Source organism: Cuspidothrix issatschenkoi CHARLIE-1 (genome assembly GCF_002934005.1).
GTDB classification, from domain to species: domain Bacteria; phylum Cyanobacteriota; class Cyanobacteriia; order Cyanobacteriales; family Nostocaceae; genus Cuspidothrix; species Cuspidothrix issatschenkoi.
Genome location: NZ_PGEM01000072.1, coordinates 31,443 through 55,596, shown reverse-complemented (window position 1 = coordinate 55,596; position 24,154 = coordinate 31,443). Strand labels below are relative to the sequence as shown.

General features: G+C 37.7%; 24 protein-coding genes and 1 pseudogene. 18 read left to right on the top strand and 7 right to left on the bottom strand.

Annotated elements, in window-relative coordinates; translation table 11 throughout:
* Window positions 1-211: 211 nt before the first annotated feature.
* Window positions 212-481 carry a hypothetical protein gene (locus CUN59_RS10665; RefSeq protein WP_207765408.1) on the bottom strand — a complete coding sequence of 90 codons (270 nt, stop codon included), beginning with the start codon at window positions 479-481 and terminating at the stop codon, window positions 212-214.
* A gap of 570 nt (window positions 482-1,051) precedes the next feature.
* Window positions 1,052-1,531: a YbjN domain-containing protein gene (locus tag CUN59_RS10650; protein ID WP_104387822.1), complete on the bottom strand. Its 480-nt coding sequence runs from the start codon at window positions 1,529-1,531 to the stop codon at window positions 1,052-1,054.
* Between the two features lie 485 nt (window positions 1,532-2,016).
* On the opposite strand from CUN59_RS10650, the pseudogene CUN59_RS10645 reads away from it, so the two are divergent.
* Window positions 2,017-2,642, top strand: a pseudogene (locus CUN59_RS10645) (aromatic ring-hydroxylating dioxygenase subunit alpha); the annotation flags it as partial.
* 112 nt (window positions 2,643-2,754) lie between these two features.
* Window positions 2,755-3,135, top strand: coding sequence for a hypothetical protein (locus tag CUN59_RS10640; RefSeq protein ID WP_104387826.1), 381 nt, complete (start codon window positions 2,755-2,757; stop codon window positions 3,133-3,135).
* An 803-nt stretch (window positions 3,136-3,938) separates the two neighbouring features.
* On the opposite strand, the gene CUN59_RS10635 is transcribed toward CUN59_RS10640, so the two are convergent.
* A complete protein-coding gene (locus tag CUN59_RS10635) occupies window positions 3,939-4,868 on the bottom strand; it encodes an NAD-dependent epimerase/dehydratase family protein (protein WP_104387821.1) in 930 nt (309 codons plus the stop codon).
* Window positions 4,820-4,942 (bottom strand): hypothetical protein, encoded by a 123-nt coding sequence (locus CUN59_RS22320; protein WP_279327299.1) that lies wholly within the window; start codon window positions 4,940-4,942, stop codon window positions 4,820-4,822. Before CUN59_RS22320 ends, CUN59_RS10635 begins: the two co-directional genes overlap by 49 nt.
* Before the next feature lie 242 nt (window positions 4,943-5,184).
* On the opposite strand from CUN59_RS22320, the gene CUN59_RS10630 reads away from it, so the two are divergent.
* From CUN59_RS10630 to CUN59_RS10580, 11 genes are all read left to right on the top strand, one after another.
* Entirely contained in the window at window positions 5,185-6,327 is a 1,143-nt protein-coding gene (locus tag CUN59_RS10630) for a glycosyltransferase (RefSeq protein ID WP_104387820.1), read from the top strand.
* A 112-nt stretch (window positions 6,328-6,439) separates the two neighbouring features.
* Window positions 6,440-7,198, top strand: coding sequence for an undecaprenyl-phosphate galactose phosphotransferase family protein (locus CUN59_RS10625; RefSeq protein ID WP_104387819.1), 759 nt, complete (start codon window positions 6,440-6,442; stop codon window positions 7,196-7,198).
* 323 nt (window positions 7,199-7,521) lie between these two features.
* A complete protein-coding gene (gmd, locus tag CUN59_RS10620; RefSeq protein ID WP_104387818.1) occupies window positions 7,522-8,601 on the top strand; it encodes a GDP-mannose 4,6-dehydratase in 1,080 nt (359 codons plus the stop codon).
* Window positions 8,602-8,622: 21 nt separating this feature from the next.
* Window positions 8,623-9,567, top strand: coding sequence for a GDP-L-fucose synthase family protein (locus CUN59_RS10615; RefSeq protein ID WP_104387817.1), 945 nt, complete (start codon window positions 8,623-8,625; stop codon window positions 9,565-9,567).
* A gap of 219 nt (window positions 9,568-9,786) precedes the next feature.
* Window positions 9,787-10,338 (top strand): 5-formyltetrahydrofolate cyclo-ligase, encoded by a 552-nt coding sequence (locus CUN59_RS10610; protein WP_104387816.1) that lies wholly within the window; start codon window positions 9,787-9,789, stop codon window positions 10,336-10,338.
* Window positions 10,339-10,463: 125 nt separating this feature from the next.
* Window positions 10,464-10,718 (top strand): AAA family ATPase, encoded by a 255-nt coding sequence (locus CUN59_RS10605; RefSeq protein WP_104387815.1) that lies wholly within the window; start codon window positions 10,464-10,466, stop codon window positions 10,716-10,718.
* Window positions 10,678-10,845, top strand: a complete 168-nt coding sequence (locus tag CUN59_RS10600) for an AAA family ATPase (RefSeq protein ID WP_243406916.1) — start codon at window positions 10,678-10,680, stop codon at window positions 10,843-10,845. Before CUN59_RS10605 ends, CUN59_RS10600 begins: the two co-directional genes overlap by 41 nt.
* Before the next feature lie 29 nt (window positions 10,846-10,874).
* Window positions 10,875-11,033 carry a carbonic anhydrase gene (locus tag CUN59_RS10595; RefSeq protein WP_207765407.1) on the top strand — a complete coding sequence of 53 codons (159 nt, stop codon included), beginning with the start codon at window positions 10,875-10,877 and terminating at the stop codon, window positions 11,031-11,033.
* Window positions 11,034-11,085: 52 nt separating this feature from the next.
* Window positions 11,086-11,559 carry a M67 family metallopeptidase gene (locus CUN59_RS10590; RefSeq protein WP_104387814.1) on the top strand — a complete coding sequence of 158 codons (474 nt, stop codon included), beginning with the start codon at window positions 11,086-11,088 and terminating at the stop codon, window positions 11,557-11,559.
* A 33-nt stretch (window positions 11,560-11,592) separates the two neighbouring features.
* The gene (moeB, locus tag CUN59_RS10585; RefSeq protein ID WP_104387813.1) at window positions 11,593-12,765 is read left to right on the top strand and encodes a molybdopterin-synthase adenylyltransferase MoeB; all 1,173 of its coding nucleotides are present in this window, start codon (window positions 11,593-11,595) and stop codon (window positions 12,763-12,765) included.
* 516 nt (window positions 12,766-13,281) lie between these two features.
* The gene (locus CUN59_RS10580) at window positions 13,282-13,998 is read left to right on the top strand and encodes a response regulator transcription factor (RefSeq protein WP_104387825.1); all 717 of its coding nucleotides are present in this window, start codon (window positions 13,282-13,284) and stop codon (window positions 13,996-13,998) included.
* A 118-nt stretch (window positions 13,999-14,116) separates the two neighbouring features.
* Here the strand turns inward: CUN59_RS10580 and CUN59_RS10575 are convergent, their stop codons facing one another.
* The 3 genes from CUN59_RS10575 to pdxA all read right to left on the bottom strand — a co-directional run bounded on the left by CUN59_RS10575 (window position 14,117) and on the right by pdxA (window position 19,624).
* Window positions 14,117-17,905, bottom strand: a complete 3,789-nt coding sequence (locus tag CUN59_RS10575) for an Eco57I restriction-modification methylase domain-containing protein (RefSeq protein ID WP_104387812.1) — start codon at window positions 17,903-17,905, stop codon at window positions 14,117-14,119.
* A 445-nt stretch (window positions 17,906-18,350) separates the two neighbouring features.
* Entirely contained in the window at window positions 18,351-18,536 is a 186-nt protein-coding gene (locus tag CUN59_RS10570; protein ID WP_207765406.1) for a phospholipase D-like domain-containing protein, read from the bottom strand.
* Window positions 18,537-18,580: 44 nt separating this feature from the next.
* A complete protein-coding gene (gene pdxA, locus CUN59_RS10565; RefSeq protein WP_104387811.1) occupies window positions 18,581-19,624 on the bottom strand; it encodes a 4-hydroxythreonine-4-phosphate dehydrogenase PdxA in 1,044 nt (347 codons plus the stop codon).
* A 153-nt stretch (window positions 19,625-19,777) separates the two neighbouring features.
* Here pdxA and petM point away from each other — a divergent pair, with 153 nt between their 5' ends.
* The 5 genes from petM to CUN59_RS10540 all read left to right on the top strand — a co-directional run bounded on the left by petM (window position 19,778) and on the right by CUN59_RS10540 (window position 23,858).
* Window positions 19,778-19,882 carry a cytochrome b6-f complex subunit PetM gene (petM, locus tag CUN59_RS10560; protein ID WP_104387810.1) on the top strand — a complete coding sequence of 35 codons (105 nt, stop codon included), beginning with the start codon at window positions 19,778-19,780 and terminating at the stop codon, window positions 19,880-19,882.
* Between the two features lie 159 nt (window positions 19,883-20,041).
* A complete protein-coding gene (locus tag CUN59_RS10555; protein WP_104387809.1) occupies window positions 20,042-21,043 on the top strand; it encodes an SDR family oxidoreductase in 1,002 nt (333 codons plus the stop codon).
* 296 nt (window positions 21,044-21,339) lie between these two features.
* Window positions 21,340-22,257: an NAD(+) kinase gene (locus CUN59_RS10550; RefSeq protein WP_104387808.1), complete on the top strand. Its 918-nt coding sequence runs from the start codon at window positions 21,340-21,342 to the stop codon at window positions 22,255-22,257.
* Between the two features lie 192 nt (window positions 22,258-22,449).
* On the top strand, window positions 22,450-23,142 hold the full coding sequence (gene nblR / locus CUN59_RS10545) for a response regulator transcription factor NblR (RefSeq protein ID WP_104387807.1): 693 nt from the start codon (window positions 22,450-22,452) through the stop codon (window positions 23,140-23,142).
* Window positions 23,143-23,330: 188 nt separating this feature from the next.
* The gene (locus CUN59_RS10540) at window positions 23,331-23,858 is read left to right on the top strand and encodes a DUF192 domain-containing protein (protein ID WP_104387806.1); all 528 of its coding nucleotides are present in this window, start codon (window positions 23,331-23,333) and stop codon (window positions 23,856-23,858) included.
* Window positions 23,859-24,154: the final 296 nt, after the last annotated feature.

The window sequence follows — 24,154 nt, the reverse complement described above, 5'->3', positions numbered from 1 at the left end:
CCCATAACGCATATATATAAAGGGTTTCATTGTTAGGACCTACGTAAGATGTGGCTGAACTCCTTATTCATGCGTTTGTGGTTCTTCCGTACCTATTATGCCAAATATGAGTTTATTTACCCCATAACCCATATAAATAAAGGGTTTCATTGTTTTTAATACCAAATTTATGTTAAATTAACCGATGAATTCAGGTAAAATCCTTGCTATATCAGGATTTTGGGGTTTGGCAAAATAATTTAGCATAAGAAGTACGGAAGAGCCGTTTTGCTTTAATTATTAATGCTCCCAACCCCATTCTAAGTGTTTTGGCTGGCGCGCCTATACTTGCTGTAAATATTGCTGCGTATTCTGCTTCAAATTCTATCCAAGGTATTATTTTGGCCAGGATTACCCAACGGTTATCTGCTGCCAGTTTCCCCCCAAAGGGTAGTTCAAACTCTTCCAGTAGTGTGTCTTGTTGTTTTTGTTTGCGATACATTTTCATGCACCTTTATGCAAGGGTTTTACCTATTTTACCCCTTTTCCTTCCACTTTGTTCCTTTTTTCTTACCCTTAAACTCGTGATTTATCCAGGTTTTACTTTTATTCAGCAAACCCTAAATAAATTGCTAAACGAAGGAGGTCTTATTATTAAATGGGAGCGCAAAGTTAAAAATAAAGGTAATGCTGTTTATTCGATTTAGCTGCATAACAGCTTATAAAAGTAAGACGTGAGAGGTAAGCAGCAGAGCTAACGCTCATGCACGAAAATTGTATTGCCGTACTACTATGCCAACAAACTTATACTTTGGTGAAGACGAATTCTTTCTAACTCGCACCATCAAAAAACTAAAAACCCACACTCTAGATCAATAATGGTCAAACTCCAACTATACAGAATACCCCCTAGAATCTAAAGAAACCATTCCTCAAGCATTATCCCCTCACCTAAATTCTTACTTCAAAGGTAATAGACACCTCTGAAATTTAACCCAAAATCCTCCGACTGTTGGGAGGACATTAAATTTCTGAAGATGTCTATAAAATAATACTATTTCAGAGATGTCTATTAAACTCCACCAAACTCCGATTGCAGATATTCATCATTGTCATCAGCGATAGTAGCCACAATAGTAACAATGCGGGAAACTTCTCCCGGAGACAACTCGGCTAAGGTGCGTGTAGAAATAATAACCACTTGATTATTAATAATTCCAAATCGCGCCTCAAAAGTGCTGACACAGTTTAACTCTAACAGATATCGCATCAAGCGAGGTTCATCTTTTGCCGGTAACTTCAGCACCGCAGACCAAACCGTGATCGTATCTTCATCCGTAATTCCCGTTAACTGTACAAATACTTCCACACTGCCATATTGAAATTTCCACAGATATCCGCCCTCAGCAGCATGACTGACCATAGCACTATCATCTTGTGCTAAGGTATCAATTACATTTTCAATGACTTGGACATGATTCGGTGCTGGGGTTTCTTGAATAAGTTGATCCACCAATTCATCGGAAGATTGGGTTTCTAAGTAACTTGCCATACAGATTCTTTTTTAATAATATGGTCACTGCTTTAATCTACCCTCATGCTACCAAAAATGCCAGACTCTACCTTACCTTTTGATTCTGTCGTCCAAAGTCGAGAGGTGAGACAATTGGGTATAAACCTACACCCATGAGATGATCAACCCACAGTTCAACCCTTGGGTTTACCAGAATGGGATCACCTAATACCAATTTTCTATGAAGATGCATATAATCAGTCCCCCCTTAGCAAGCAGGGCTGTTTCATTCCTTGAAAGGCGCATAATGTCAAGGTTTCATTTTAGCGATCGCTCTAATTTTTATGGTAAAAAAGTTTAAATTTTTGGGTCAATATGTTTATGTCCCATCAATTTCGTCCCAAAAATTATCGCTAATGATATTGACAAATCCATCCTCCTTAACGAATGAAACAGCCCTGCCTTAGCAAGGGGACGGCAAAGCCGGGCGGGGTAAATTATATGCAACTTTACAAAGAAATGGTATAGACTATATTGCTACCGTTTCTGTCATCAACTGTCAAGCCGATTATTCCTACCTGATCGAAAATCTCATGGATATGTACCATGGACACCTACATCAAGATTTACAAGCATGGGCAGCAGCATCACTGGAAACTATTGACGAAGATCACAGCCAAGTTCATGCTCATTACACAGCCCAAAGTTATTATCGTATAGACAAAATTTGGTCAATTTCATAACTATTTTTTCCCGGTTTGAGGTCTCTACATCCAGAACCATTAGATGTAACTTACATTTACCCTCACCGGGTCTCAATTTTAGGTCAAGATTTTAAAATTTACTGTTTACTATGTCCCATAAATCAGACTCATACCAAAACCTATTTACCCCACTTTACATCATTAAATGCCTTTTAGCGGTTACATAAGCTACCGATTGGGTTTAGAAAATTCATCAAAAACAGCTTATTTGGTGCAGCGCAAAAATTACTCGATAGCTTAGTCTTAGAAGACGTAAAAATGATTGAAGAGGAGAAATTGGCTTATTTACAAAATCAAGTAACACGGAATCATGAATTAAACCGCGCCTTGATGAGTGTCCAAAATTAATCAGAACTCAGATTGACAAATTGGTTGACATCTGCTAATGGATTCTACAATCCCACGGAAAAAGACGAAAAAAACAAAAAAATTTTCGCAAATTTTTCCGGATTAACAAAAAAAACGGCGATTATTGTTACACTGAATTTAATAAGCACTATGAATATCAAACTAGATCACAGCACCCCATGTCATTTAACATCCTTCTTTATTTTGCTGATGAAAGAAGGTATTTCCCCCAATCAAATCGTTTTGGGAATTGTGCAATTAGCATCACAAACTCATGAATTAGATGATTTAATGGCATCAGCCGATTGTTTGCGGTTGTTGCTTGTACTTATGCCCGCAAAAAGTTGTGCTAAGGGTGTGTGTAAATATATCTCCTCTTTAGCAGCAGAAGGTATTACAACCTTAATGTTATTAGATGCCCTGAGACTAGCTTGCTATGTTTGTGGACAAATTGATGAAGCCAATTTAGTCCATTTAACTTACAAAAGATTGCAAGCCGATGCTATTATTTCCCAAATGCTGCGGGATTAAAACTTAAATTATTAACTTTTCATACTTTTTTACCATTCCACTATTTTCAGTCTAGTTTGTATTTGTACATTTCAATAATTGTACTGGATAAGTCTGTGTCTTAATTTTAAAAAACGGTTAATGCAATTACCGTATATTTTCTTCGCGTTTCCTAGCCAGTAACAGTTAAGTTGTAAAAAATGGCTATAAACTTAATTTGGTAATCTTCCCCTGAGTTGGACAGCACCGCATCTATCGCTTGTCCTGGAGTCTAGAAGTATCTATAGCAATCCTAAATGATACGTGAGAGTTCAAAAAGGCTCAAATGCTTATAAAACAATGATTTTTATCTACGTATTTTCTCACGATTAGGGTAGTATTGCTATAGTGCTAGGTTCAATCCCCACATCAATAACTTCTCAACCCTCTGGTTCACCCTGTTGATATTCCATTAAAGCTGGAAATTAAAATAGTTATCTGCCAAATTGCCAAAATCTCAGATCATGAGGGGAACATTTCTGGAATTATATGTTTTGCGCGTGAAGTGAGCATTTGCTTTTTAAGAGGCAGGAGATAAAAAATTAATAATTGCGAGTCTCCCATTATATCATGTCCGGTTGAACACTTATCATATTTGTTGAGGCTGGTAATGGGTAATTGGTAATTGGGAAAAGGCAATACAATGATGAACTATATTGTAAGTGATTGGGCGGACATGATATTAGACATCTCCAGAAATTAAATATGCGTGTCCTAGAACCCTGGTAGGGGCGGCCATTCCCGATGAATTGGGAAGCCCACACTGAAGGTCAGTGTGTGGTAGTTCACGTCGTTAAAATCTCATCATCTACAGAAAAATCTATCTCTTTTTTATCTGCACCAGTTGCTAAATAATCATTTTCCCAAGAATCTTGTAAACCAGAAACTAAATCATATTTAGGTTGCCAATTTAATTCTATTTGTGCTTTATTTACAGATGCAAAAAAGTGCTGCACCCGCATCGGGAAAGACTTTCGTTTACCGAAATCAAACTTTTTGGGGTCATAATGGATAATTTTCACATCATCAGCAGATTTACCAGCAGCTACAGCACAAGCACGGGCTAAACCATCGAAGGTAACATAGCGATCGCCAGAAATATTATAAATCTCACCAATGGCCTTATCATTACCAATTATCTGGGTCATTGCTTGAGCTAAATCCCAGACATGGCCTAACTGGGTAATGTGCATACCATTTCCAGGAATACAAATCGGGCGATCGCGCACAATTCTATCAAAAAACCAACTTTCCAAAGGATTATAATTTTGCGGTCCGTAGATATAAGTAGGACGAATAGAAGTAAAGGGAATTCCTAACTGCTTCAGGTAAGCTTCTGTTTCATGTTTACCCTTGTGACGACTCTTAGGATCAACTGCATCCCCTTCAATATGGGGCATTTGGTCAGATTTGAGGTAAACACCCGCCGAACTCATATACACAAAGTGTTTTACCCGTCCTTGAAAAATTTCCGCCAGAGGTTGGGTATCCGTCAGTTCCCGACCATTATTGTCAAAAATAACATCAAAACTTTCCCGTGCTAACTTTTCCTTCAGTTGTGTTGCGTCAGTGCGATCGCCGATAATTTGTCCTACCCCTGAAGGTGCAGGATGATTACCACGATTAAACAAAACCACCTCATGTCCAGCTTGCACCAGCAGTTTAGTTAAGTAAACACCAATAAACCGAGTTCCACCAATAACCAGAATACGCATAAATTCCTAACTCCTAGATAATCACCAGTGGCAAAATCACCATTATCTTTGAGGTTATCAGGTTGCCGTATCATCTTGGAACATCTTTTGGTAGGATGGTATCTTCTATTCAAGTTGGGGTTTTCCCACTTAGTGGATCACAATGAGGGGTATTTAATATAGCGGTATGCAGTTGGATAATAACATCAACTTGTCATAGAACTTAGGCAGTACAAGACTTTAAACTCTGTCACCTGCCACCGTGGTGTAGCACCTGTCACCTGCCATATCACCTCATTAAATTAGCCTAACTACTTCCCACCTATTCAAGTTAACTGTGTCTTTAGAATATGCTTTAGTTCATGAGTGGTTAACCCCTCAAGCTACAGGTGGTTCAGAACTCGTAGTCCAGGAAATATTAAATCACATTGATGCTGATTTGTATGCCCTCATTGATTTTGAATCCACCAATCCCGAAAGTTATTTGTACAACCGGCAAATTGGCACAACGTTTTTACAAAAATTTCCCCAAGCGCGTCAAGGTGTGCAAAAATACTTACCCTTATTACCCTTGGCCATTGAACAACTGGACTTGCGAGAGTATGAAGTTATCCTATCTTCATCCCATGCAGTAGCCAAAGGGATATTAACCACACCCAATCAACTGCATATTTGCTATTGCCATAGCCCCATGCGTTACGCTTGGGACTTAACCTTTGATTATCTCAACCAAAGCAAATTAGGCAAAGGAGGAATTGGCTGGATTACACGCTACATTCTACATCAATTGCGGCAATGGGACGTAATCAGTGCCAACCGGGTAGATTATTTCATTGCTAACTCCCAACACACAGCTAGAAGAATTTGGCGTTGTTATCATCGGGAAGCTACCGTCATCTATCCTCCAGTTAACCTGGATGAATGTCCCTTTTCTTCAGAAAAAGAGGATTTTTACTTGATAGTATCCCGATTAGTGAGTTATAAACACGTTGCCTTGATTGTTCAGGCTTTTAACAGCCTTAAAAAACCCCTAATCATCATTGGTACTGGGCCAGAAATGAATAAATTACGGGAAATAGCCCAACCCCATATCCAAATCTTAGGATGGCAACCCGATCATATCGTCAAACAATATATGGCACGTGCCAAGGCTTTTGTTTATACAGCTTGTGAAGATTTTGGCATTGCCCTAGTTGAAGCCCAAGCTTGTGGAACTCCTGTAATTGCTTATGGTGTAGGTGGTGCATTAGAAACAGTTAGAGATATTCGTACACATCCTGATACCGGAACTGGTATATTATTCAAAACACAAACAATAGGAGCTTTAGTAGATGCCGTAGAAAAATTTCTAGATTATCAGGATTTATACAATTATGCGTATATACAAACACACGCTAATCAATTTTCTCGACAGGTATTTGCAGAACGTTATTTACATTTTGTTAATCAATGTCGTGAAAAAAGAGTTTACCTCAAGTAAACAGTAGCTTTTTTGTATTCTTTTTCCAGCAAAAGTGCAAATTTTTCCTCAAAATTACTGCCTTTAGCCTTAAGATGGGGATTATGTGTGGTGTGGATTATAAAGGAGTATGATGACTGCCCAGAGTTCACTTCTCTCCGGCAAGCGATACCCGCGAAAAGATAGCAGTAAATCTACGGCTGTTTTATCAAAACGCGGTCAAAAAGTTAAACAGCCAAAGGTGAAATCCAAAAGTTTATCTTTTCAGAGTTTATACGGAGAGTTTTTTAAACGACTGTTTGATATAGTTTTTTCCTTGTCAGTCTTAATTTTGTTTTCTCCCGTTTACATCATATTGGCCTTATTAATAGCCATAAGCTCAAAAGGTCCGATTTTTTATGTTCAAGAACGGGTAGGGAAAAATTACCGTAGTTTTAACTGTATTAAGTTTCGGACTATGGTGAATAATGCTGACGAAATTTTGGTCGAAATGATGGCAACATCACCCAATTTACGAGCGGAATTTGAAACCAATTTTAAGCTCAAAACCGACCCTAGAATTACTAAAATTGGTCATTTTTTGCGAATTACCAGTTTAGATGAATTTCCCCAATTCTGGAATGTTCTCAAAGGAGACATGAGTGTAGTTGGCCCTAGACCTTTAGTAGAAGATGAATTACCAAAATATGGTGATTATATCAATCATGTTTTAACCATTCGTCCTGGTATCACTGGTTTATGGCAAGTATCTGGACGCAATGATATACCCTATCACCGTCGGGTACAAATAGACATCCACTATGTCAATTTTAGAAATTTTTGGCTGGATTTGTGGATCATTCTCAAAACAATTAATGTTGTGATTATGCCCAAAAATAAAGGAGCTTACTAACTTTACTAGCCAAATTCCATGTTGTGGGGCAAAATCATGCCCCAAAAAGTATTCCAGCTTATGAAAATATAGATTATATTTATTCCTGAATAGCTTAATTTATCAAACTCCCAACTTTGCAGTGTTGAATATCTCAGATACGCTATTGTAGATTGGTAATTATTTGTTAAATATTTTTTAACTGAGTATGTTTGTTTACAGCTAACTTTTGATAGCAACTAATACTTGTAGCGTCAACTATCTGATGGCGCTTCCACTAAACTCCTTTTTTAGATCAAACTGTTGGCAATTTTCAAGAGAAAAACTACGAGATATCATTAAGCATGACACAAGCAAAACTGGCTTTAATCACTGGTATCACTGGTCAAGATGGTTCTTATTTAACTGAGTTTTTACTAGAACAAGGTTATGAAGTACATGGGATTATTCGCCGCACTTCTACCTTTAACACAGACCGCATTGATCATATGTATGAAGACCCTCATAAACAGGGTGTGCGTTTGTTTCTCCACTATGGAGACTTAACAGATGGGACAACACTACGAAGAATTTTAGAAGAAGTCAAACCTACAGAAATCTATAACTTAGGCGCTCAATCTCACGTCAGAGTTAGTTTTGATTCTCCAGAGTATACAGTAGATGCTGTGGGTATGGGAACTTTGCGGTTATTAGAAGCCATCCGCGACTACCAACACCGTACAGGTATTGAAGTTCGTTTCTATCAAGCTGGTTCTTCGGAAATGTATGGTTTAGTGCAAGCAGTTCCCCAAAGTGAAACCACACCCTTTTATCCCCGCAGTCCTTACGCTTGTGCTAAGGTATACGCCCACTGGCAAACGGTGAATTACCGTGAATCTTACAATTTGTTTGCTTGTAATGGTATTTTGTTTAATCATGAATCTCCAAGACGGGGTGAAACATTTGTTACCCGTAAAATAACTAGAGCCGTAGCCCGTATTGTCGCCGGTAAACAAAAAAATATCTACATGGGTAATTTGGACTCCAAGAGAGATTGGGGTTACGCGAAAGATTACGTAAGAGCCATGTGGTTGATGTTGCAGCAAGAGCAACCTGATGATTATGTGGTGGCCACTGGTGAAACCCATTCAGTCAAAGAGTTCCTAGAATTAGCATTTGGTTATGTCAATCTTGATTGGCAAAATTACGTAGAGTTTGATGAACGTTATCTGCGTCCTGCGGAAGTAGATTTGTTAATAGGTGATCCAACTAAGACACAGCAAAAATTAGGTTGGAAACCATCTGTAACATTTAAAGAACTGGTTGCACTCATGGTAGAAGCTGATTTACAAGCTTTGGGTTGTATTGCTACTAATGGTAATGGTTCAAAACTACCTCAGGATATTGCTACTACTCGTCAAGAATTGGGATCTTTACACTTTTAATTCAGATCAAGAATAGAAATCATGACAGCTTTAGATTTAGTAAATAAACGGATTCTTGTAACTGGTGGAGCGGGTTTTCTCGGTCGTCAGGTGATAGATCAACTCTGTCAAAATGGCGCTGATCGTGGGAAAATTACGGTGACGCGATCGCACAATTGTGATCTGCGGGTTTGGGAAAATTGCCAACGGGCGGCAGACCAACAGGATATTATCATTCACCTAGCTGCCCATGTGGGTGGTATTGGTTTAAATCGAGAAAAACCCGGCGAGTTATTTTACGATAACTTGATCATGGGGACTCAGTTAATCCATGCAGCTTATCAACAGGGGATAGAAAAGTTTGTCTGTATAGGAACTATTTGCGCCTATCCTAAGTTTACCCCCGTCCCCTTTAAAGAAGATGACCTTTGGAGTGGTTATCCAGAAGAAACTAACGCCCCCTATGGAGTGGCAAAAAAAGCCTTGTTAGTGCAATTGCAATCCTATCGTCAGCAGTATGGCTTTAATGGTATTTATCTATTGCCAGTGAATTTATATGGACCTGAAGATAATTTTGATCCGATAAGTTCTCATGTTATTCCTGCTTTAATTCGTAAAGTGCAAGAAGCCCAAGCAAAGGGAGAAAAGCAGCTTCCTGTATGGGGTGATGGTTCTCCTACCCGTGAATTTTTGTATTCAACCGATGCTGCACGGGGGATAGTGATGGGAACTCAGTTTTATAATGATGCTGAACCCGTCAATTTAGGAACTGGTTACGAAATCTCCATCAAAGATTTAATTACCCTAATTTGCGAATTGATGGAATATGAGGGGGAAATTGTCTGGGAAACCGACAAACCTAATGGCCAACCTCGACGTTGTTTAGATACAGAAAGGGCAAAACAGGCTTTTGGCTTCACTGCTCAGGTAGAATTTAGAGAAGGGTTGAAAAATACTATTGAGTGGTGGCGTAAAAACGCTGCATAAATTTGTCAGTTGGTAAGTATTCAGCTATAGCAATTGTTGACACCCAGATCCCCGACTTATTGTGATAAATTTAAAATTTATACCCACAATAAATAAAAGAAGTCGGGGATCTTATCACCTGATCTTAATTCTTACGTCAGTTGCTAGAAATAAGTTAGGGTTTAGCAAAAGTTTATTTGCTTTACCCCTACTTGTAAATCTAAAATCTAAAATCTAAAATTGTCTCAGCTAAATAAAAAAGAACTGCGGCGGACTTTACTCCAAAAACGTCAGTCAATGACATTATTAGAATGGAGAGAAAAGAGCGATCGCCTCACCACCAACATCCAAAACTCAGTTATGTTTAATCAAGCAAATACAATTCTTGCTTTTTTCAGTTTTCGTCAAGAACCTGATCTGAGTTCATTGTATACCAACACTAATAAACGTTGGGGTTTTCCCCGTTGTGTTGATAAATCTCTAGTTTGGCATTCTTGGCAACCCGATGACATAATTAATATCGGTGCTTATGGTATTACAGAACCTCACCACGAAGCACCCATAATAGAGATTGAAGAAGTAGATTTAATTATTGTTCCCTGCGTAGGTTGTGATGTCCAAGGATACCGCTTAGGTTATGGTGGGGGATATTATGACCGTTTATTAAGTTCTCCAGGTTGGGATAAGAAACCAACTATAGGAGTAGTTTTTGATTTTGCTTATGTCTCTCAATTACCTATTGATAGTTGGGATAAACCTTTAGAAAGGGTGATAACAGAAAATGGAGATTAGGTAATTATTAAATAATTTCAAGTTAGGAAAATTACAATAATTCTTCATGTTGTAAAACCGGGAATTTTTGATAAGATGAAAATATCATCTTGTTGATGCTTTGAATTTACAATTATATTCAATTTATGAATATGCGTATTGAAGAACTACATTTACAAAACTTTCGAGGTTTTCGAGAACTGAAATTGAAACTTCCTCCAGATTTAGCTGTTTTTATTGGAGTGAATGGTTCAGGTAAATCATCTATTTTAGATAGTATTGCTGTATTTTTATCAGAATTTGTATCTCTTTTACAAAAGACAAGTAAAAAAAAGAAATTAGAATTTGATATATCAGCAGATGATATTGCTAGGAAAAGGAACAGGAATCATATTAATTGATGAAATAGATTTACATTTGCATCCTCAATGGCAAAGAATTGTTATTTCTAGCTTTAGAAAAACATTTCCCAAGTGTCAATTTATTGTTACTACTCATTCTCCTCAAGTTTTGAAAGGACATTGTTGACTGAACAAGGCTATATTTGTTGTTATTGTATGCAACGAATATCTATAGATAATATGGAAATTGAATACCAAGCTAGAAAATTGCAAAATAATTCACAAATTATAGATGGATTAATCCGTGATGACAGATTAAAAATTGTCCGTGCTTACTATGATATTAATACTGGTAAAGTTAGATTCTTAACTTGATATTTATCCCTCTTTTTTCTTGATCTGCGTTTATCTGCGTTTGCAAGGTACTATGAATATTCAACTCAAAACCAATCATATAGAAATTATCAAAAACCATGCTCAAATAACCTACCCAGATGAATGCTGTGGGCTAATTTTAGGGTATAAAAATAATGAATATAAAACTGTAGTAGAAATCATCCCCACAGAAAACGTCTGGAATACACAAAAAGGTAATTTTACAGAAAACCCAGAAGAATATAGTACCAGCAGAAGATATGCGATCGCTCCCCAAGTCATGTTACAAACCCAAAAAGAAGCCAGAAACCGCAATTTAAATATTATTGGTATCTATCATTCCCATCCTAACTATCCAGCTATTCCTTCAGAATGGGATAGAATATACGCTTGGACAGAATACTCTTATGTGATATTATCTGTACACAAAGGTCAAGCTGGAGAACTGCAAAGCTGGACTCTTGATGACAAGCAGCAGTTTCAGCCTGAAAAAATTGCACACATAAAGTTATCAACTTTGAGTTAACATTAATACTCTGAGATTCTGCATCTTCCTATTATGCTAAATCCTAATCTGGATGAAATCCAGTTGACAAAAGACGACTACGAACGCTACTCTCGCCACTTAATTTTGCCAGAAGTGGGGCTAGAAGGACAAAAACGCCTTAAAGCCGCCAGTGTGTTATGTATTGGTACAGGTGGACTAGGTTCACCACTACTTTTATATCTTGCAGCAGCCGGTATAGGCCGCATCGGTATTGTTGATTTTGATGTTGTTGATTTTTCTAACTTACAACGTCAAGTCATTCATGGTACATCCTGGGTAGGTAAACCCAAAATTGAATCAGCGAAAAACCGTATTCATGAAATTAACCCCCATTGTCAGGTTGACTTATACGAAACTCGGTTAAGTTCAGAAAACGCCTTAGATATCATTCGTCCCTACGATGTTGTTGTGGATGGAACTGATAACTTCCCCACACGCTATCTAGTCAACGATGCTTGTGTATTGCTAGACAAACCTAACGTTTACGGTTCAATCTTCCGTTTTGAAGGACAAGCAACCGTCTTTAACTACGAAGGTGGCCCTAACTATCGTGACCTATATCCCGAACCACCACCACCAGGAATGGTTCCTTCCTGTGCGGAAGGTGGTGTACTAGGAATTTTACCGGGAATAATTGGTGTTATCCAAGCCACAGAAACGGTCAAAATCATTATTGGCCAAGGTAATACCCTCAGTGGACGCTTGATGCTTTACAATGCTTTAGATATGAAATTCCGGGAGTTGAAACTGCGTCCTAACCCCATCCGTCCAGTGATTGAAAAACTCATTGACTACGAAGAATTTTGTGGTATTCCCCAAGCGCAAGCAGAAGAAGCAAAACAGCAGATGGAAATTCAAGAAATGACCGTCAAGGAATTAAAAGCATTACTAGATAGTGGTGCAAAAGACTTTGTACTGCTAGATGTACGCAACCCCCACGAGTACGAAATTGCCAAAATTCCCGGTTCGGTATTAGTACCTTTACCAGATATTGAAAATGGTGATGGTGTCGCTAAGGTAAAAGAATTGGTTAACGGACACCGTTTAATTGCCCATTGTAAAATGGGTGGACGTTCTGCCAAGGCTCTGGCTATTCTTAAGGAAGCAGGTATTGTGGGAACTAACGTCAAAGGTGGAATTAGTGCTTGGAGTCAAGAAGTAGATGCTTCTGTGCCACAGTATTAATTTCCCTGTAGTAATTCTCAATTTTATCTAGCATATAAGATACCCGATTTTTTTATTTGATTCGGGTATCTTATACTGCTGAAGATATGAATATCTATCTTCTTTTTTGTATCTATTTACGTCTCTAATTTATACAAAAATTTTTTTAAAAAATACCAAAATTGTACATTACTTATACTTTTTTTTAAGAGTAAGATGTCTAAAGTTTGCACGAACTTCATGGAAAATTTAGCTATAGCAGAGTAGTTACTTGATAGGTGAGGACGAGAGTAGGGGTAATTCATGAATTACCCCTACAAAAAAAATCGGGCTTTCAAACATATTTTGCGTAAGTCCTAAAAATAACTCTAGAGTAGGGTGGCATTTACCAGAGATTATCGTACTCTATCAAGCAACAAAATACTTTTAATCTTGTTGATGCAAGTAAAATCAGGGGTTGAGAGTAAACTAACTTTCAATAATAAAAGTAAGCATCTATCATCACAACCAATTGCCAAAACAATAATAGATTGCCCTATGGATACGCTTTCCCCAACCAATTCCAAGATTCTGATTGTAGATGACGATTATACTGTCCGTAACCTCATTCAACGTTTCTTGAGTCGGAAATATCAAATAGAATCGGCTGCGGATGGTAAAACTGCTATAACATTGTTTGAGCAATTAAATCCTGATTTAGTGATTCTAGACTGGAACTTACCAGATGCAAATGGCTATAAACTTTGTCAAGAAATGCAAAATCGCACCGGTGTTTTAGTCATGATTCTGACGAGTCGTAATGATGAAGCTGATAAAATTAAAGTCCTGGCCGCCGGTGCAGATGATTTTTTAACTAAACCATTTAGTCTGGCTGAGGTAGAAGTTAGAGTAGAAGCCTTGTTAAGACGGGTTCGCTATATCCAGCCTAGTCGATCACAACGCTTAACTTTTAACCAATTAGCCATTAACTCAGACGCAAGAGAAGTAACACTTAACAATAAACCTTTAGCTTTAACTGCTTTGGAGTTTAATATTTTGCATTTTCTCGCTACCCATCCTGGACAAGCATGGAGTCGCACCCAACTGATCCAAAAGATTTGGGGTTGTGATTATGTGGGAGATGGTCGAGTTGTGGATGTGCATATTGGTCAACTCCGTAAGAAAATGGAAACTGATTCAAGTATGCCGGAGTTTATTAAAACTGTACGCGGTTATGGGTATAAGTTTGACCCACCAGAGAGCAGCAAGGTGTAAACACTGGAAAATTTAATTGTGGTCAGAATCACGGATTATATGGATTAAAGGATTTCACGGATTTTAATTGTCTATTACTATAACAGATACCCTAATCCGCTCAATCTGTGTAATCCGTTTAATCCGCGTTCAACCCTTTTATTATCTGCATCTCTTGGTCACTTAATCCATACAGTCGCGCTACTCTTTCATCTATTTCTTGCTCCCATTGTTGGCAGTTTTGACCTTTGGCATTGAGACATTTCTGTACTAATTCTTCTATCGCTTTTTGTTCTGCTGCGGTGGCTGTGGGGATGGGGAATGGCATCAAGTAATTTGTCTTAAATCTAAAGTAATCACCTCTTAAAACTGAACCTGTTGCCGTTAAGAAATACCATAAAACTTGAGAATTTAATAAAGCAAGATAGTATTTTAATGATTCCTCGGTATCTTGTTTAAAAATAAAACTATAAACAGTTGTTGTATGGTAAAAACCATAATAATCTAGTGTCATTTGACAACCCGAAGCAATGTCAGGAGTAATAATTTTTTCTCTTTCAAACTCCGTCATATTCTGAGGGCGAGTAAAGCACCACCATTCATTTTTAAACCTTCCACTTTCTCGATTTTCTAATTCAAATTTATTATTCAATAAATACTGCCAGGCCATCGGAAAGAGATTTTGAATTTCAGATTGAGTATAGAGAGTTGCTTTATTTTCTTGAAGTTTATATGGAAAAACACACCAGGTTTTATGGTTTAATGTTTGATAACGGTGGACATCTGCACCCTTTAACAATGGCTTTACAAAATCTCTCTCAATTTTTACTTCTTGATTCAAAGACTTTGAATAAGCCGTAATTATTCCATTTTTCTCAGAGATATGTTCTAAGAAGTAAATCTTATCAGCACTTGTTGCTATTCCCTGAAAAATCTTACTACATACATCGGCTAAAGTGCGGGGCTGTGATCTTAGCTTAGTAAGTATTTCAGATTTCCCTCCAATAGCAAAATTCCATTCTTTTTCGCTAACTTTTTTATTAGAAATAGTTCCAATTTTTACTAGATCAGTCTCTATATCATGTTCTTTTCCTACTAAGTCTAAAATATTTGATAGGTCTAACTGTTGAGCTAATGGCTGAATTTCACTGAATTTAAAGCTTTCATTACCACTACTTAAAAATAACAGACAGGTATAAGTTGTCGCTGAATCAAAAACTTGGCTAGATCCAAAATCCACAATCTGATTCAACATTTTTTCTTTAGCAATTAATCCTCTAAGTTGTTTACCAAAAGCTCCTTGAAAAAATTTATGAGGGACAATATAAGCAATGCTACCCTTTGTTTTTTTTAGCGAAATTGCTTTTTCAATGAAGCAGCAATATAAATCAAAACTTCCTGATGCTGCAATATAGTGATTTTTGAGATAAGCAGCTAGGTCTGGATAGCTATTTTGAATGTCTTGAATACGCACATAAGGCGGATTTCCAATCACAACATCAAAGCCATCTGAAATATCAAACATCCACTCTGAATCAAAGAAAGGAGAAGAAATATTTTGGTTGTATGGGTCCCAATTTGCTAATTTATTTGCAGTATCAGTTTCCCATCCATTTTTTTGTAAAACCGCAGCAATTTTTTCTCTCAAAGCCTTATCCTGATCTCTCAATTTGCGCTTATGACCAGGAGATTTAGAACTAAATAAACGATGCCTTATCTTCTTCAAATCTGCTTCTAATTTCTTGATTTCTGGCGTATCAAACAAATTTGTTTGAGCAGGTTTTTCAATGCCAATCAAAGTATTAGCCGCCACAAACTTAGTTTCGAGGTTAGGCAAAGGACGAATCCCAAAATTATCCTTACTCGGATCAACTTTTTGATCAACCACCAACGAAATAAAGAACCGCAGCTTAGAAATTTGGGTAGCAATCGACTGGATATCTACCCCATAAATACAATTTTCAATCAGATATAACTTACGCCCATAATCTAACTCATTATTAGCAAAAGCCTCCTCAATATCCTGAATTTGGGCTTGCAAATCTTGAATACCTTGCTCCCGATATTGAGCTTCTTCTAACTCCTCTAACTGACTAATAGCTGCTTCAACTCTGGCAATTTGACGGTGTTTCCATTCCGTATTTTTCGGGTCAACCTTAAATAAAATATGTACCATCTTTTGTAAAATTCCCATCGGGAAAGCACCCGAACCACAAGCAGGATCAAGAATAGTACATTTATCCAAAGCGTTAATAATCCGTTTCTGAACCTCAGCATTTCCTTCAAATGGATTAACAGCATCAAAAGAAACAAGTTGATGCAATTGCCGATCTAAATCTTCCTCTTTATATCCAGACTCTTGATTAAATAACTTATTTTTTAGATAAGCAATGAGACTTTCATCCACCATGTAATTAACAATTTTACGGGGCGTATAAAAAGAGCCTGTTTGCTTTCTAGCAGTCGTTTTTGTCTCAGGGTTATAACTAGCCAAAAGATTCTCAAATACCTTACCCAACAACTCAGGATCGAGTGCAACATCTTCTTCAATCAGTGTATTTTCTGTAATTGTAAATTTGTAAGCCTTGAGAATATTAATTAAACCCTTTACTGCCACCTCTTTAGTTGCTTTATTAGTTACGCCATAATCTGCACTTAAATCAACTTTCTCCTCAACACCAAAAAACAAATAATCAGGGACAATTAACTGCTCATTTTTAGGTAAATTATCCGAAAATCCGTCAATAAAAATATTATTTGTTTTATCATCCAAACATTCAAATAAACCGCCATTTAAGAAAGGAACAACACTATTCATCATTTCCACAAACTGATCTGAATTTTGGAAATGTTTTTCATAGCGCATCAAAAAATTAGCATCTCTATTCTGTCCATAATACTGATTCTTCCGAAAGCCTCTCACACGATTATCATGGCTTTCCATTGGTTTAATTGGACAGTTTAGCGTCGCAAAAAACAGATTTTGTAAAATCGCTTTGTAATAGATACTATCTTGATTTACCTGCTTAAATAACCCTAAATCATGATAGGGAGATATATTTTTAAGTATGTTGGTTTGTAAATCATCAAGTTCAAAAAGCTCTGGAGGAATTAACCCTTTTTCTTTAATAAACCAAACAAAAAGCAATCGTGTCAGCAAACGGATCACATTTTTAGACTGGTGTTCTTTTTGCAAATCTTCAAGACTAACTTTTTTATTCTGAGCTTCAATTAATGTAGGCTCTGACGGAAATGTGACACGCCCCACTGCCCAAAAATACCAGTTAGAAAGTTCTCTGTAAAAATTCTTATTCAGCAAACTAACATCAAGTACCTTTTGCCAATAAGCATATAACTTAGCAAAAGAATCTACCCGATCCTTACCTTGTTTGGGAATTGCCAACTCTGCTAAAATACGTTGATGTCCTGAATGTGGTTGTGTAATATCAATATCTCGTAATAGAGTTACTTTTCCCGCTTTCTCACCTTCACGATTATCCTTATATTTTAATCTTTCAGTATTGGCAAATGCTAGATAATCGCCATACTTAAAAATAATCACTACAGGAGTATAACAAAACTCCCGATTAAAAGCCCGTGATATTTCTGCTAACTGCGATCGCGTTGGTAATTGTCCATGATCACGATTATTTAAAGTTACCCCAAAAATCAAAATTCCATCATAATCAGATTTAATTTGATCAATCTCTAAACCTTGCTTTTTACTAAAAGCCGCATCATCAACTAACCCAACAAAATAAACATCATTAATTAACCTAAAAGAATCATTATCTTTATAGGTATTCTGTAATATTTCCTTTGCCGAAGTTGGCTTATCATCTATATAATTAATAGGTACGTTTAGCCCACCAAAAAAATCCTTTAAAGCGGGTAAAAAATGCATTTCATTAAATCTTGTTAGTTCCATAGTTAGTTAATCCGTACAATCTGTGTAATCCGTAAAATCCGTGATTCTCACCTTATACTGTAACTAAAACCCAACTGATTAAATCGAAATTACTTAGCTGATATTTACCATCAACTGTAACATTTTGCTTGATTCTATCTATAGAAGCCTTATTACCTCTTTTAAAAACATCACAGCTTGCTGTGCCAAAAGACTAAGATTTAGAGCCGCTTCAATGGTAATATTCTCGTTTAGTAAATCTAACGGACGATTTTCAATTTTATCTAAGTTAGGACTTACGCATTGACAGGATCAACCAAATATGAGGTATGGGTTTCGGGCATTTTAACGTGATTTTTTAATTATTTTTGGGCGATCACTATTGATCGGAAGTTAATCGCCAAAAGCCTGAAACGACGGATTTTCGTTCATGCACATCATGGTGAATTTGTACAGTGCGTAAGTCCTATAAGTTAACAATATCCCCAAGCACTAGTCGAAATTTAGCAATTTTATGATTAATGTGCTGAGAAAGATAAGCTAAAGCCCCAACGGTAAAATAACCTGTAACAATATCTACAGTACCTTCTTCTGTATATTTTTTAATCCACTCATGAACTTTCCGATCTCGAGTTTCATTGTCTAGTATCATTTAGCTTTTCCTTGTCAGTAGGGTAAGTCTAATATATTCCAAGGTTACGCTCTATGCTTTTGCTTCACCAACTCCACCGCTAACTGTATCGCTGCTTTCATACTCGTCGCGTCAGCAATACCCTTACCCGCAATATCAAAAGCTGTTCCATGATCTGGTGAAGTCCGTACAAATGGTAAACCAATAGTAGTATTTACAGCCCGATCAAAAGCCATCAACTTCACCGGAATTAAACCTTGGTCGTGATAAAGTGCCAAGTAAGCATCAGCAGGATTTTTGACCACAGAATTACCATACCAAGCTTGACCCGGTTTAACCCACATTGTATCCGGGGGAATGGGGCCTTCTAGTTGTAAATGGGGTCGTTTTTGCCGTTCTGACTCCAACCAAGGAATTAACCAATCTATTTCTTCTGTGCCTAATTGTCCCATTTCCCCACTGTGGGGATTTAACCCGGCGATCGCAACTCTCCCATTTTTAATCCCAAAATCTCTCTGTAAACATTCTGCTAATAAATCTAATTTTTTTGTTAATAATTGTGGTGTTAATGTAGCAGATACTTGACATAAAGGAATATGTGTGGTGGCAAGTAAAGCCCGCAGTGTCCAACCAGTAAAAGGCGATCGCCCCACAAATAACATCCCAAACCTTTCTATACCAGCCTTTTCGGCTAACAGTTCCGTTTGTCCCGGATAATTATAACCGGCGGCTTTCCAGGCAGATTTAGCAATAGGTCCGGTAACAATTCCATCAAACTCACCTGCTAAAGTTTGAGATATAGCAGATTCCATATAAGCAAAACTGGCTACACCACTAGCCCCATTCCCTACACCTATAATAATGTCATCGGCAGTAGGAACATCAATCATAGACAAATCAGCAGGATTAGCCAAAGCGAGGGGATTATTAATAATTTTCCTGATATTTTCATAAGTTTCGACGAGTAAATTTTTACTGCCTACTACCACCACATTACAATTTTGAGTCACTTCTGGATCTGCCAAAGCCTTTAAAATTACTTCAGGACTAATACCAGCAGGATCTCCCAGCGTCAGAGCCAAACGTGGACGTTTATTTTGATTAGTCATTTGTCAGTTGTTTAGTTGTCATTGGTTAGGGGGATGGGATTTCCGCGCCCATCCTCAATTATCGTCCCTAAATTGGTTTAGAATTATTTATAAAGGTCTAATTCAAGAGTTCTCATAGACCTAGTTTACAAAGAATAAGGAGAATTACAGCAAATGGGCGGCGAAATCTTAAATGCAGCTATGCTATCTTTCGGTCTAATCTTCGTAGGTTGGGCGCTTGGTGCTTTGTTACTGAAAATTCAAGGCGCGGAAGAGTAGAGGCAGAGGGACAGGGGAGCAGGGGAGTAGGGGAGCAGGGGAGAAAATTTTTTATACTGACAACTGACTTCTATATCTTTGATTAAAAAGATGTAAAGTTTTATTTACATAATTCTGTTAAGATTCTTTTCATAAACATTAAAATATATAACCAGCCCCATGACATTATTAATAGTTGGTGCAACCGGCACCTTGGGAAGACAAGTGGCTCGTCGCGCAATTGATGAAGGCTATAAAGTTCGTTGTCTAGTTCGTAGTCCTAAAAAAGCCGCCTTTCTGAAAGAGTGGGGTGCTGAACTGGTCAGAGGAGACTTGTGTAAACCGGAAACTCTTCCCGCAGCATTGGCCGATGTCACGGCAGTTATTGATGCTGCTACATCCCGCGCCACCGATTCCTTGACAATTAAAGAAGTAGACTGGGATGGCAAAGTATCACTCATTCAAGCCGCTAAAGCTGCTGGTGTAGAAAGATTTATTTTCTTTTCCATTTTAGATGCCGATAAATACCCTAATGTGCCGCTAATGGAAATTAAACGTTGTACAGAAGTATTTTTAGCAGAATCTGGTTTAAACTATACGATTTTACGTTTAGCTGGTTTTATGCAAGGCTTAATTGGTCAATATGGTATACCTATTTTAGAAAAACAACCTGTGTGGGTAACAGGGACATCCTCCCCTATTGCATACATGGACACTCAAGATATTGCTAAATTTGCCATTCGGGCTTTGAGTGTACCAGAAACTGAAAAGCAAGCCTTTCCCGTGGTGGGAACACGGGCTTGGAGTGCCGAGGAAATTATTAATCTTTGTGAACGCTTATCTGATAGAGACGCAAAAGTAACACGAATGCCCATTGGGTTACTACGAACTGTACAAAGTTGCTTACGCTTCTTTCAGTGGGGATGGAATGTAGCTGATAGATTGGCTTTTACAGAAGTTTTAGCCAGTGGTAAGGCTCTAAATGCAGAAGCAATGGACGAAGTATATACTATTTTTGGCTTAGATAAACAGGAAACAACCACACTGGAAGCTTATCTACAAGAATATTTTAGCCGAATTATGAAGAAGCTCAAAGAGCTAGATTATGAGAAAGCTAAAAGCAAAAAGCTGAAAAATAAAAGAACCCCCTTTAAACAATCTTCCAAAGCCAACAGTCAATAGACACTTGGTGAAAAAGATTGTAGAGACGAAAATACCTACCCATGGAACGTCTCTACAAGGCTTCTGGAAAATGCACATTTAATTTCCGGAGAGGTCTAAATAAATATGAGACTCATGGTGACTCGGAATTTTAGGTTTTAGACTAAAACAATTTGATATGGCTTCGGAATCCTTGAGGACGGAAAAATCCTCAATCCCAAATCCAAAATCGTAAGTCCAAAATCTCATGACATTTGTCAAAAATGTGTAACTATTAGGATACATAACAAGCAGCCGTTAAAATTGGATATTTGAGTGTGCCGAAAGCAGGCATTATCTACAACGACGTTAAACCAATAGCGAGTAGCGTCGCTATTGAATTAAAAGACAAGCTCACCTCTGCTGGTTGGGATGTCTATGTCACTGCGAGTATCAGTGGTATTCTGGGCTATTCTCAACCAGATAGTCCTGTCGTCCATACACCCATTGAAGGTCTTACGCCCCCTGGCTTTGACTCGGAGATGAAGTTTGCAGTGGTGTTGGGGGGAGATGGAACGGTATTAGCAGCATCTCGCCTAGTTGCTCCCTGCGGTATTCCCATGCTCACAGTTAATACTGGCCACATGGGATTTTTGACAGAAACCTATCTCAACCTATTGCCCGAAGCCATAGAACAGGCGATGGCGGGCGAATATGAAATTGAAGATAGAGCTATGCTCACCGTCAAAGTGCTACGGAGAGATGAAGTCATCTGGGAAGCCCTTTGCTTAAATGAAATGGTGTTACATCGAGAACCTTTAACTTGTATGTGCCATTTTGAAATTGTCGTGGGCAAACATTCCCCAGTGGATATTGCGGCCGATGGGATTATTGTTTCCACCCCAACAGGTTCTACAGCTTATTCATTAAGCGCGGGGGGTCCAGTTATTACCCCTGGTGTACCTGTATTGCAGTTAGTACCCATTTGTCCCCATTCCCTAGCTTCTAGGGCTTTGGTGTTTCCTGATAACGAACCAGTTAATATCTATCCTGTAAACATTCCCCGATTGGTGATGGTGGTAGATGGCAATGGTGGATGTTATATTTTGACAGAAGATAGAATATGTTTAGAGCGATCGCCCTATAGCGCTCGGTTTATTCGTCTCCAGTCACCGGAATTTTTCCGTGTTCTGAGGGAAAAACTAGGTTGGGGTTTGCCCCATATTGCTAAACCTAATTCTGTAGAATTACCTTAATTGTTAGTTGTCAGTTAGTGTTTTGTTTGGTGGTAAATGCCCACCTAGTTGCAGCACTTTGTATACAGGAAGGATAATCGGAAAATTAGTAACTTGAGTTACTATTGTGTGGAATACCAGTAACATGGTAACAGGTTATAACTCATAGGATAGGGTTTTTCCAATTACTAATCCCCAATCCCATAACCCCATATGATAGCTACTCAGAATCCTTCTGTTTTTGTTTTGGTGATTGAGCCAGATGAAACTTTAGCTAATCAATTAGCTTTTGATTTACAAGAAGCTGGCTATGATGCCATTATCACCCATGATGCAGTTCATGGATTACAACATTGTCGCACCAGTCAACCCGCTTTAATTGTTATAGACCGAATGCTAGTGGGAGAATCAGGACTATCTGTATGTAAAAATCTCCGCAATCTTGGTAATCATTCTCCTGTATTGGTATTAATGGCCAGAGATACAGTAGATGATCGCATAGCTTGTTTAGATGCAGGTGCTAATGATTACATTCTTAAACCCTATCGTTCGGAAGATTTTTTAAAGCTGATTCGTCTCTATCTCAAACCTGATGTTGATACCACAGAGCAATTACGCTTTGGAGACTTGGTTTTGGATATAGGAACACGTCGCGCTATCTACAATAATAAGGCCATTGACTTAACCATGAAGGAATTTGAACTATTAAAATTTCTCATGGAACATCCCCGCGAAGTCTTAACCCGCGAACAAATTTTAGAAAATGTTTGGGGTTACGACTTTATGGGTGAGTCTAATGTGATTGAAGTGTATATTCGTTACCTGCGGCTAAAAATTGAAGAGGAAGGTCAAAAACGTCTAATTCAAACGGTGCGTGGTGTAGGATACGTCCTCAGAGACTCGTGAAATCCATAAGACGAGAAATAATTACAAATACAGTCTAAATATGTGGGCAATTTTGCATAAATTAAGTAAAATAATCAAAATCTAAATCCCAGTCAATAAGTTAATTGGTGATTTGACAAATGGTGATGGGTAAAATTACTGTTTTTTCCCTATACCCTATACCCTATTCCTCATTCTCGGTATGACTTATGATTTCTTGGCTCAGTTTATGTTCAATATTACTTAGTATCTTACTGATAGGTTGTTCACCACCCACCACCGCTAAATCTCCTTCACTGAGACCAGATTTACTAGTACAAAAACCAGCCCATCTAGGTCAAAATCTCCCAATTTCTGCTGAAGCTACTTTTGGGAAAAATATTAAAATTCAATTAGAAGTAGCAAAAACACCAGAACAGCAAATGATGGGTTTGATGTACAGACCGGCTTTACCAGATAATCGAGGAATGCTGTTTGTTTTTCCCGATCCACAACCCGTAAAATTTTGGATGAAAAATGTACCTGTATCCTTGGACATGGTATTTCTTAATAAAGGTGTAGTTCAGTATATCCAAGCTGCTGCTCCTCCTTGTGATAGAAAACCCTGTCCTACTTATGGACCAGATGTAGCTATAGATCAAGTAATCGAACTTAGATCAGGACGAGCAGCAGAACTAGGTTTAAAGAAAGGAGATAAAGTCAAAATTGATTCTTTAAATCTGAAAACTTCTCAATAAACAGGATCAGGATCTTCTTACCAGCCTTTAGTTTAGATATAGCAGAAGTATTTATTCTGAGTTTTTATCTGATTCTGATAAAGAATTATTTTGTCAAAAAAATTATTACCTAACCTAGCATAAATAACGATCAAGAGGTTAATATTTACCAGTAGCTCCAATAACATCGAATTTTAGTTTTTTCCAGTTAAAATCACGACTTGAAAACAGAGTGGTAAAAATCTCTCTTTTGATGCAAGTGTCAATGGTCGCCAATAGAGGACTATAAGCTATGACATCTTTGCTACTTCAACAAA

Excerpts from the sequence above, each read along its gene's own strand:
- CUN59_RS10665 (WP_207765408.1), bottom strand. The coding sequence starts at position 481 with ATGTATCGCAAACAAAAACAACAAGACACACTACTGGAAGAGTTTGAA.
- CUN59_RS10650 (WP_104387822.1), bottom strand. The coding sequence starts at position 1,531 with ATGGCAAGTTACTTAGAAACCCAATCTTCCGATGAATTGGTGGATCAA.
- CUN59_RS10640 (WP_104387826.1), top strand. The coding sequence starts at position 2,755 with ATGAATATCAAACTAGATCACAGCACCCCATGTCATTTAACATCCTTC.
- CUN59_RS10635 (WP_104387821.1), bottom strand. The coding sequence starts at position 4,868 with ATGCGTATTCTGGTTATTGGTGGAACTCGGTTTATTGGTGTTTACTTA.
- CUN59_RS22320 (WP_279327299.1), bottom strand. The coding sequence starts at position 4,942 with ATGATACGGCAACCTGATAACCTCAAAGATAATGGTGATTTTGCCACT.
- CUN59_RS10625 (WP_104387819.1), top strand. The coding sequence starts at position 6,440 with ATGACTGCCCAGAGTTCACTTCTCTCCGGCAAGCGATACCCGCGAAAA.
- gmd (WP_104387818.1), top strand. The coding sequence starts at position 7,522 with ATGACACAAGCAAAACTGGCTTTAATCACTGGTATCACTGGTCAAGAT.
- CUN59_RS10615 (WP_104387817.1), top strand. The coding sequence starts at position 8,623 with ATGACAGCTTTAGATTTAGTAAATAAACGGATTCTTGTAACTGGTGGA.
- CUN59_RS10605 (WP_104387815.1), top strand. The coding sequence starts at position 10,464 with ATGAATATGCGTATTGAAGAACTACATTTACAAAACTTTCGAGGTTTT.
- CUN59_RS10600 (WP_243406916.1), top strand. The coding sequence starts at position 10,678 with ATGATATTGCTAGGAAAAGGAACAGGAATCATATTAATTGATGAAATA.
- CUN59_RS10595 (WP_207765407.1), top strand. The coding sequence starts at position 10,875 with ATGCAACGAATATCTATAGATAATATGGAAATTGAATACCAAGCTAGA.
- CUN59_RS10590 (WP_104387814.1), top strand. The coding sequence starts at position 11,086 with ATGAATATTCAACTCAAAACCAATCATATAGAAATTATCAAAAACCAT.
- moeB (WP_104387813.1), top strand. The coding sequence starts at position 11,593 with ATGCTAAATCCTAATCTGGATGAAATCCAGTTGACAAAAGACGACTAC.
- CUN59_RS10580 (WP_104387825.1), top strand. The coding sequence starts at position 13,282 with ATGGATACGCTTTCCCCAACCAATTCCAAGATTCTGATTGTAGATGAC.
- CUN59_RS10575 (WP_104387812.1), bottom strand. The coding sequence starts at position 17,905 with ATGGAACTAACAAGATTTAATGAAATGCATTTTTTACCCGCTTTAAAG.
- CUN59_RS10570 (WP_207765406.1), bottom strand. The coding sequence starts at position 18,536 with ATGATACTAGACAATGAAACTCGAGATCGGAAAGTTCATGAGTGGATT.
- pdxA (WP_104387811.1), bottom strand. The coding sequence starts at position 19,624 with ATGACTAATCAAAATAAACGTCCACGTTTGGCTCTGACGCTGGGAGAT.
- petM (WP_104387810.1), top strand. The coding sequence starts at position 19,778 with ATGGGCGGCGAAATCTTAAATGCAGCTATGCTATCTTTCGGTCTAATC.
- CUN59_RS10555 (WP_104387809.1), top strand. The coding sequence starts at position 20,042 with ATGACATTATTAATAGTTGGTGCAACCGGCACCTTGGGAAGACAAGTG.
- nblR (WP_104387807.1), top strand. The coding sequence starts at position 22,450 with ATGATAGCTACTCAGAATCCTTCTGTTTTTGTTTTGGTGATTGAGCCA.
- CUN59_RS10540 (WP_104387806.1), top strand. The coding sequence starts at position 23,331 with ATGATTTCTTGGCTCAGTTTATGTTCAATATTACTTAGTATCTTACTG.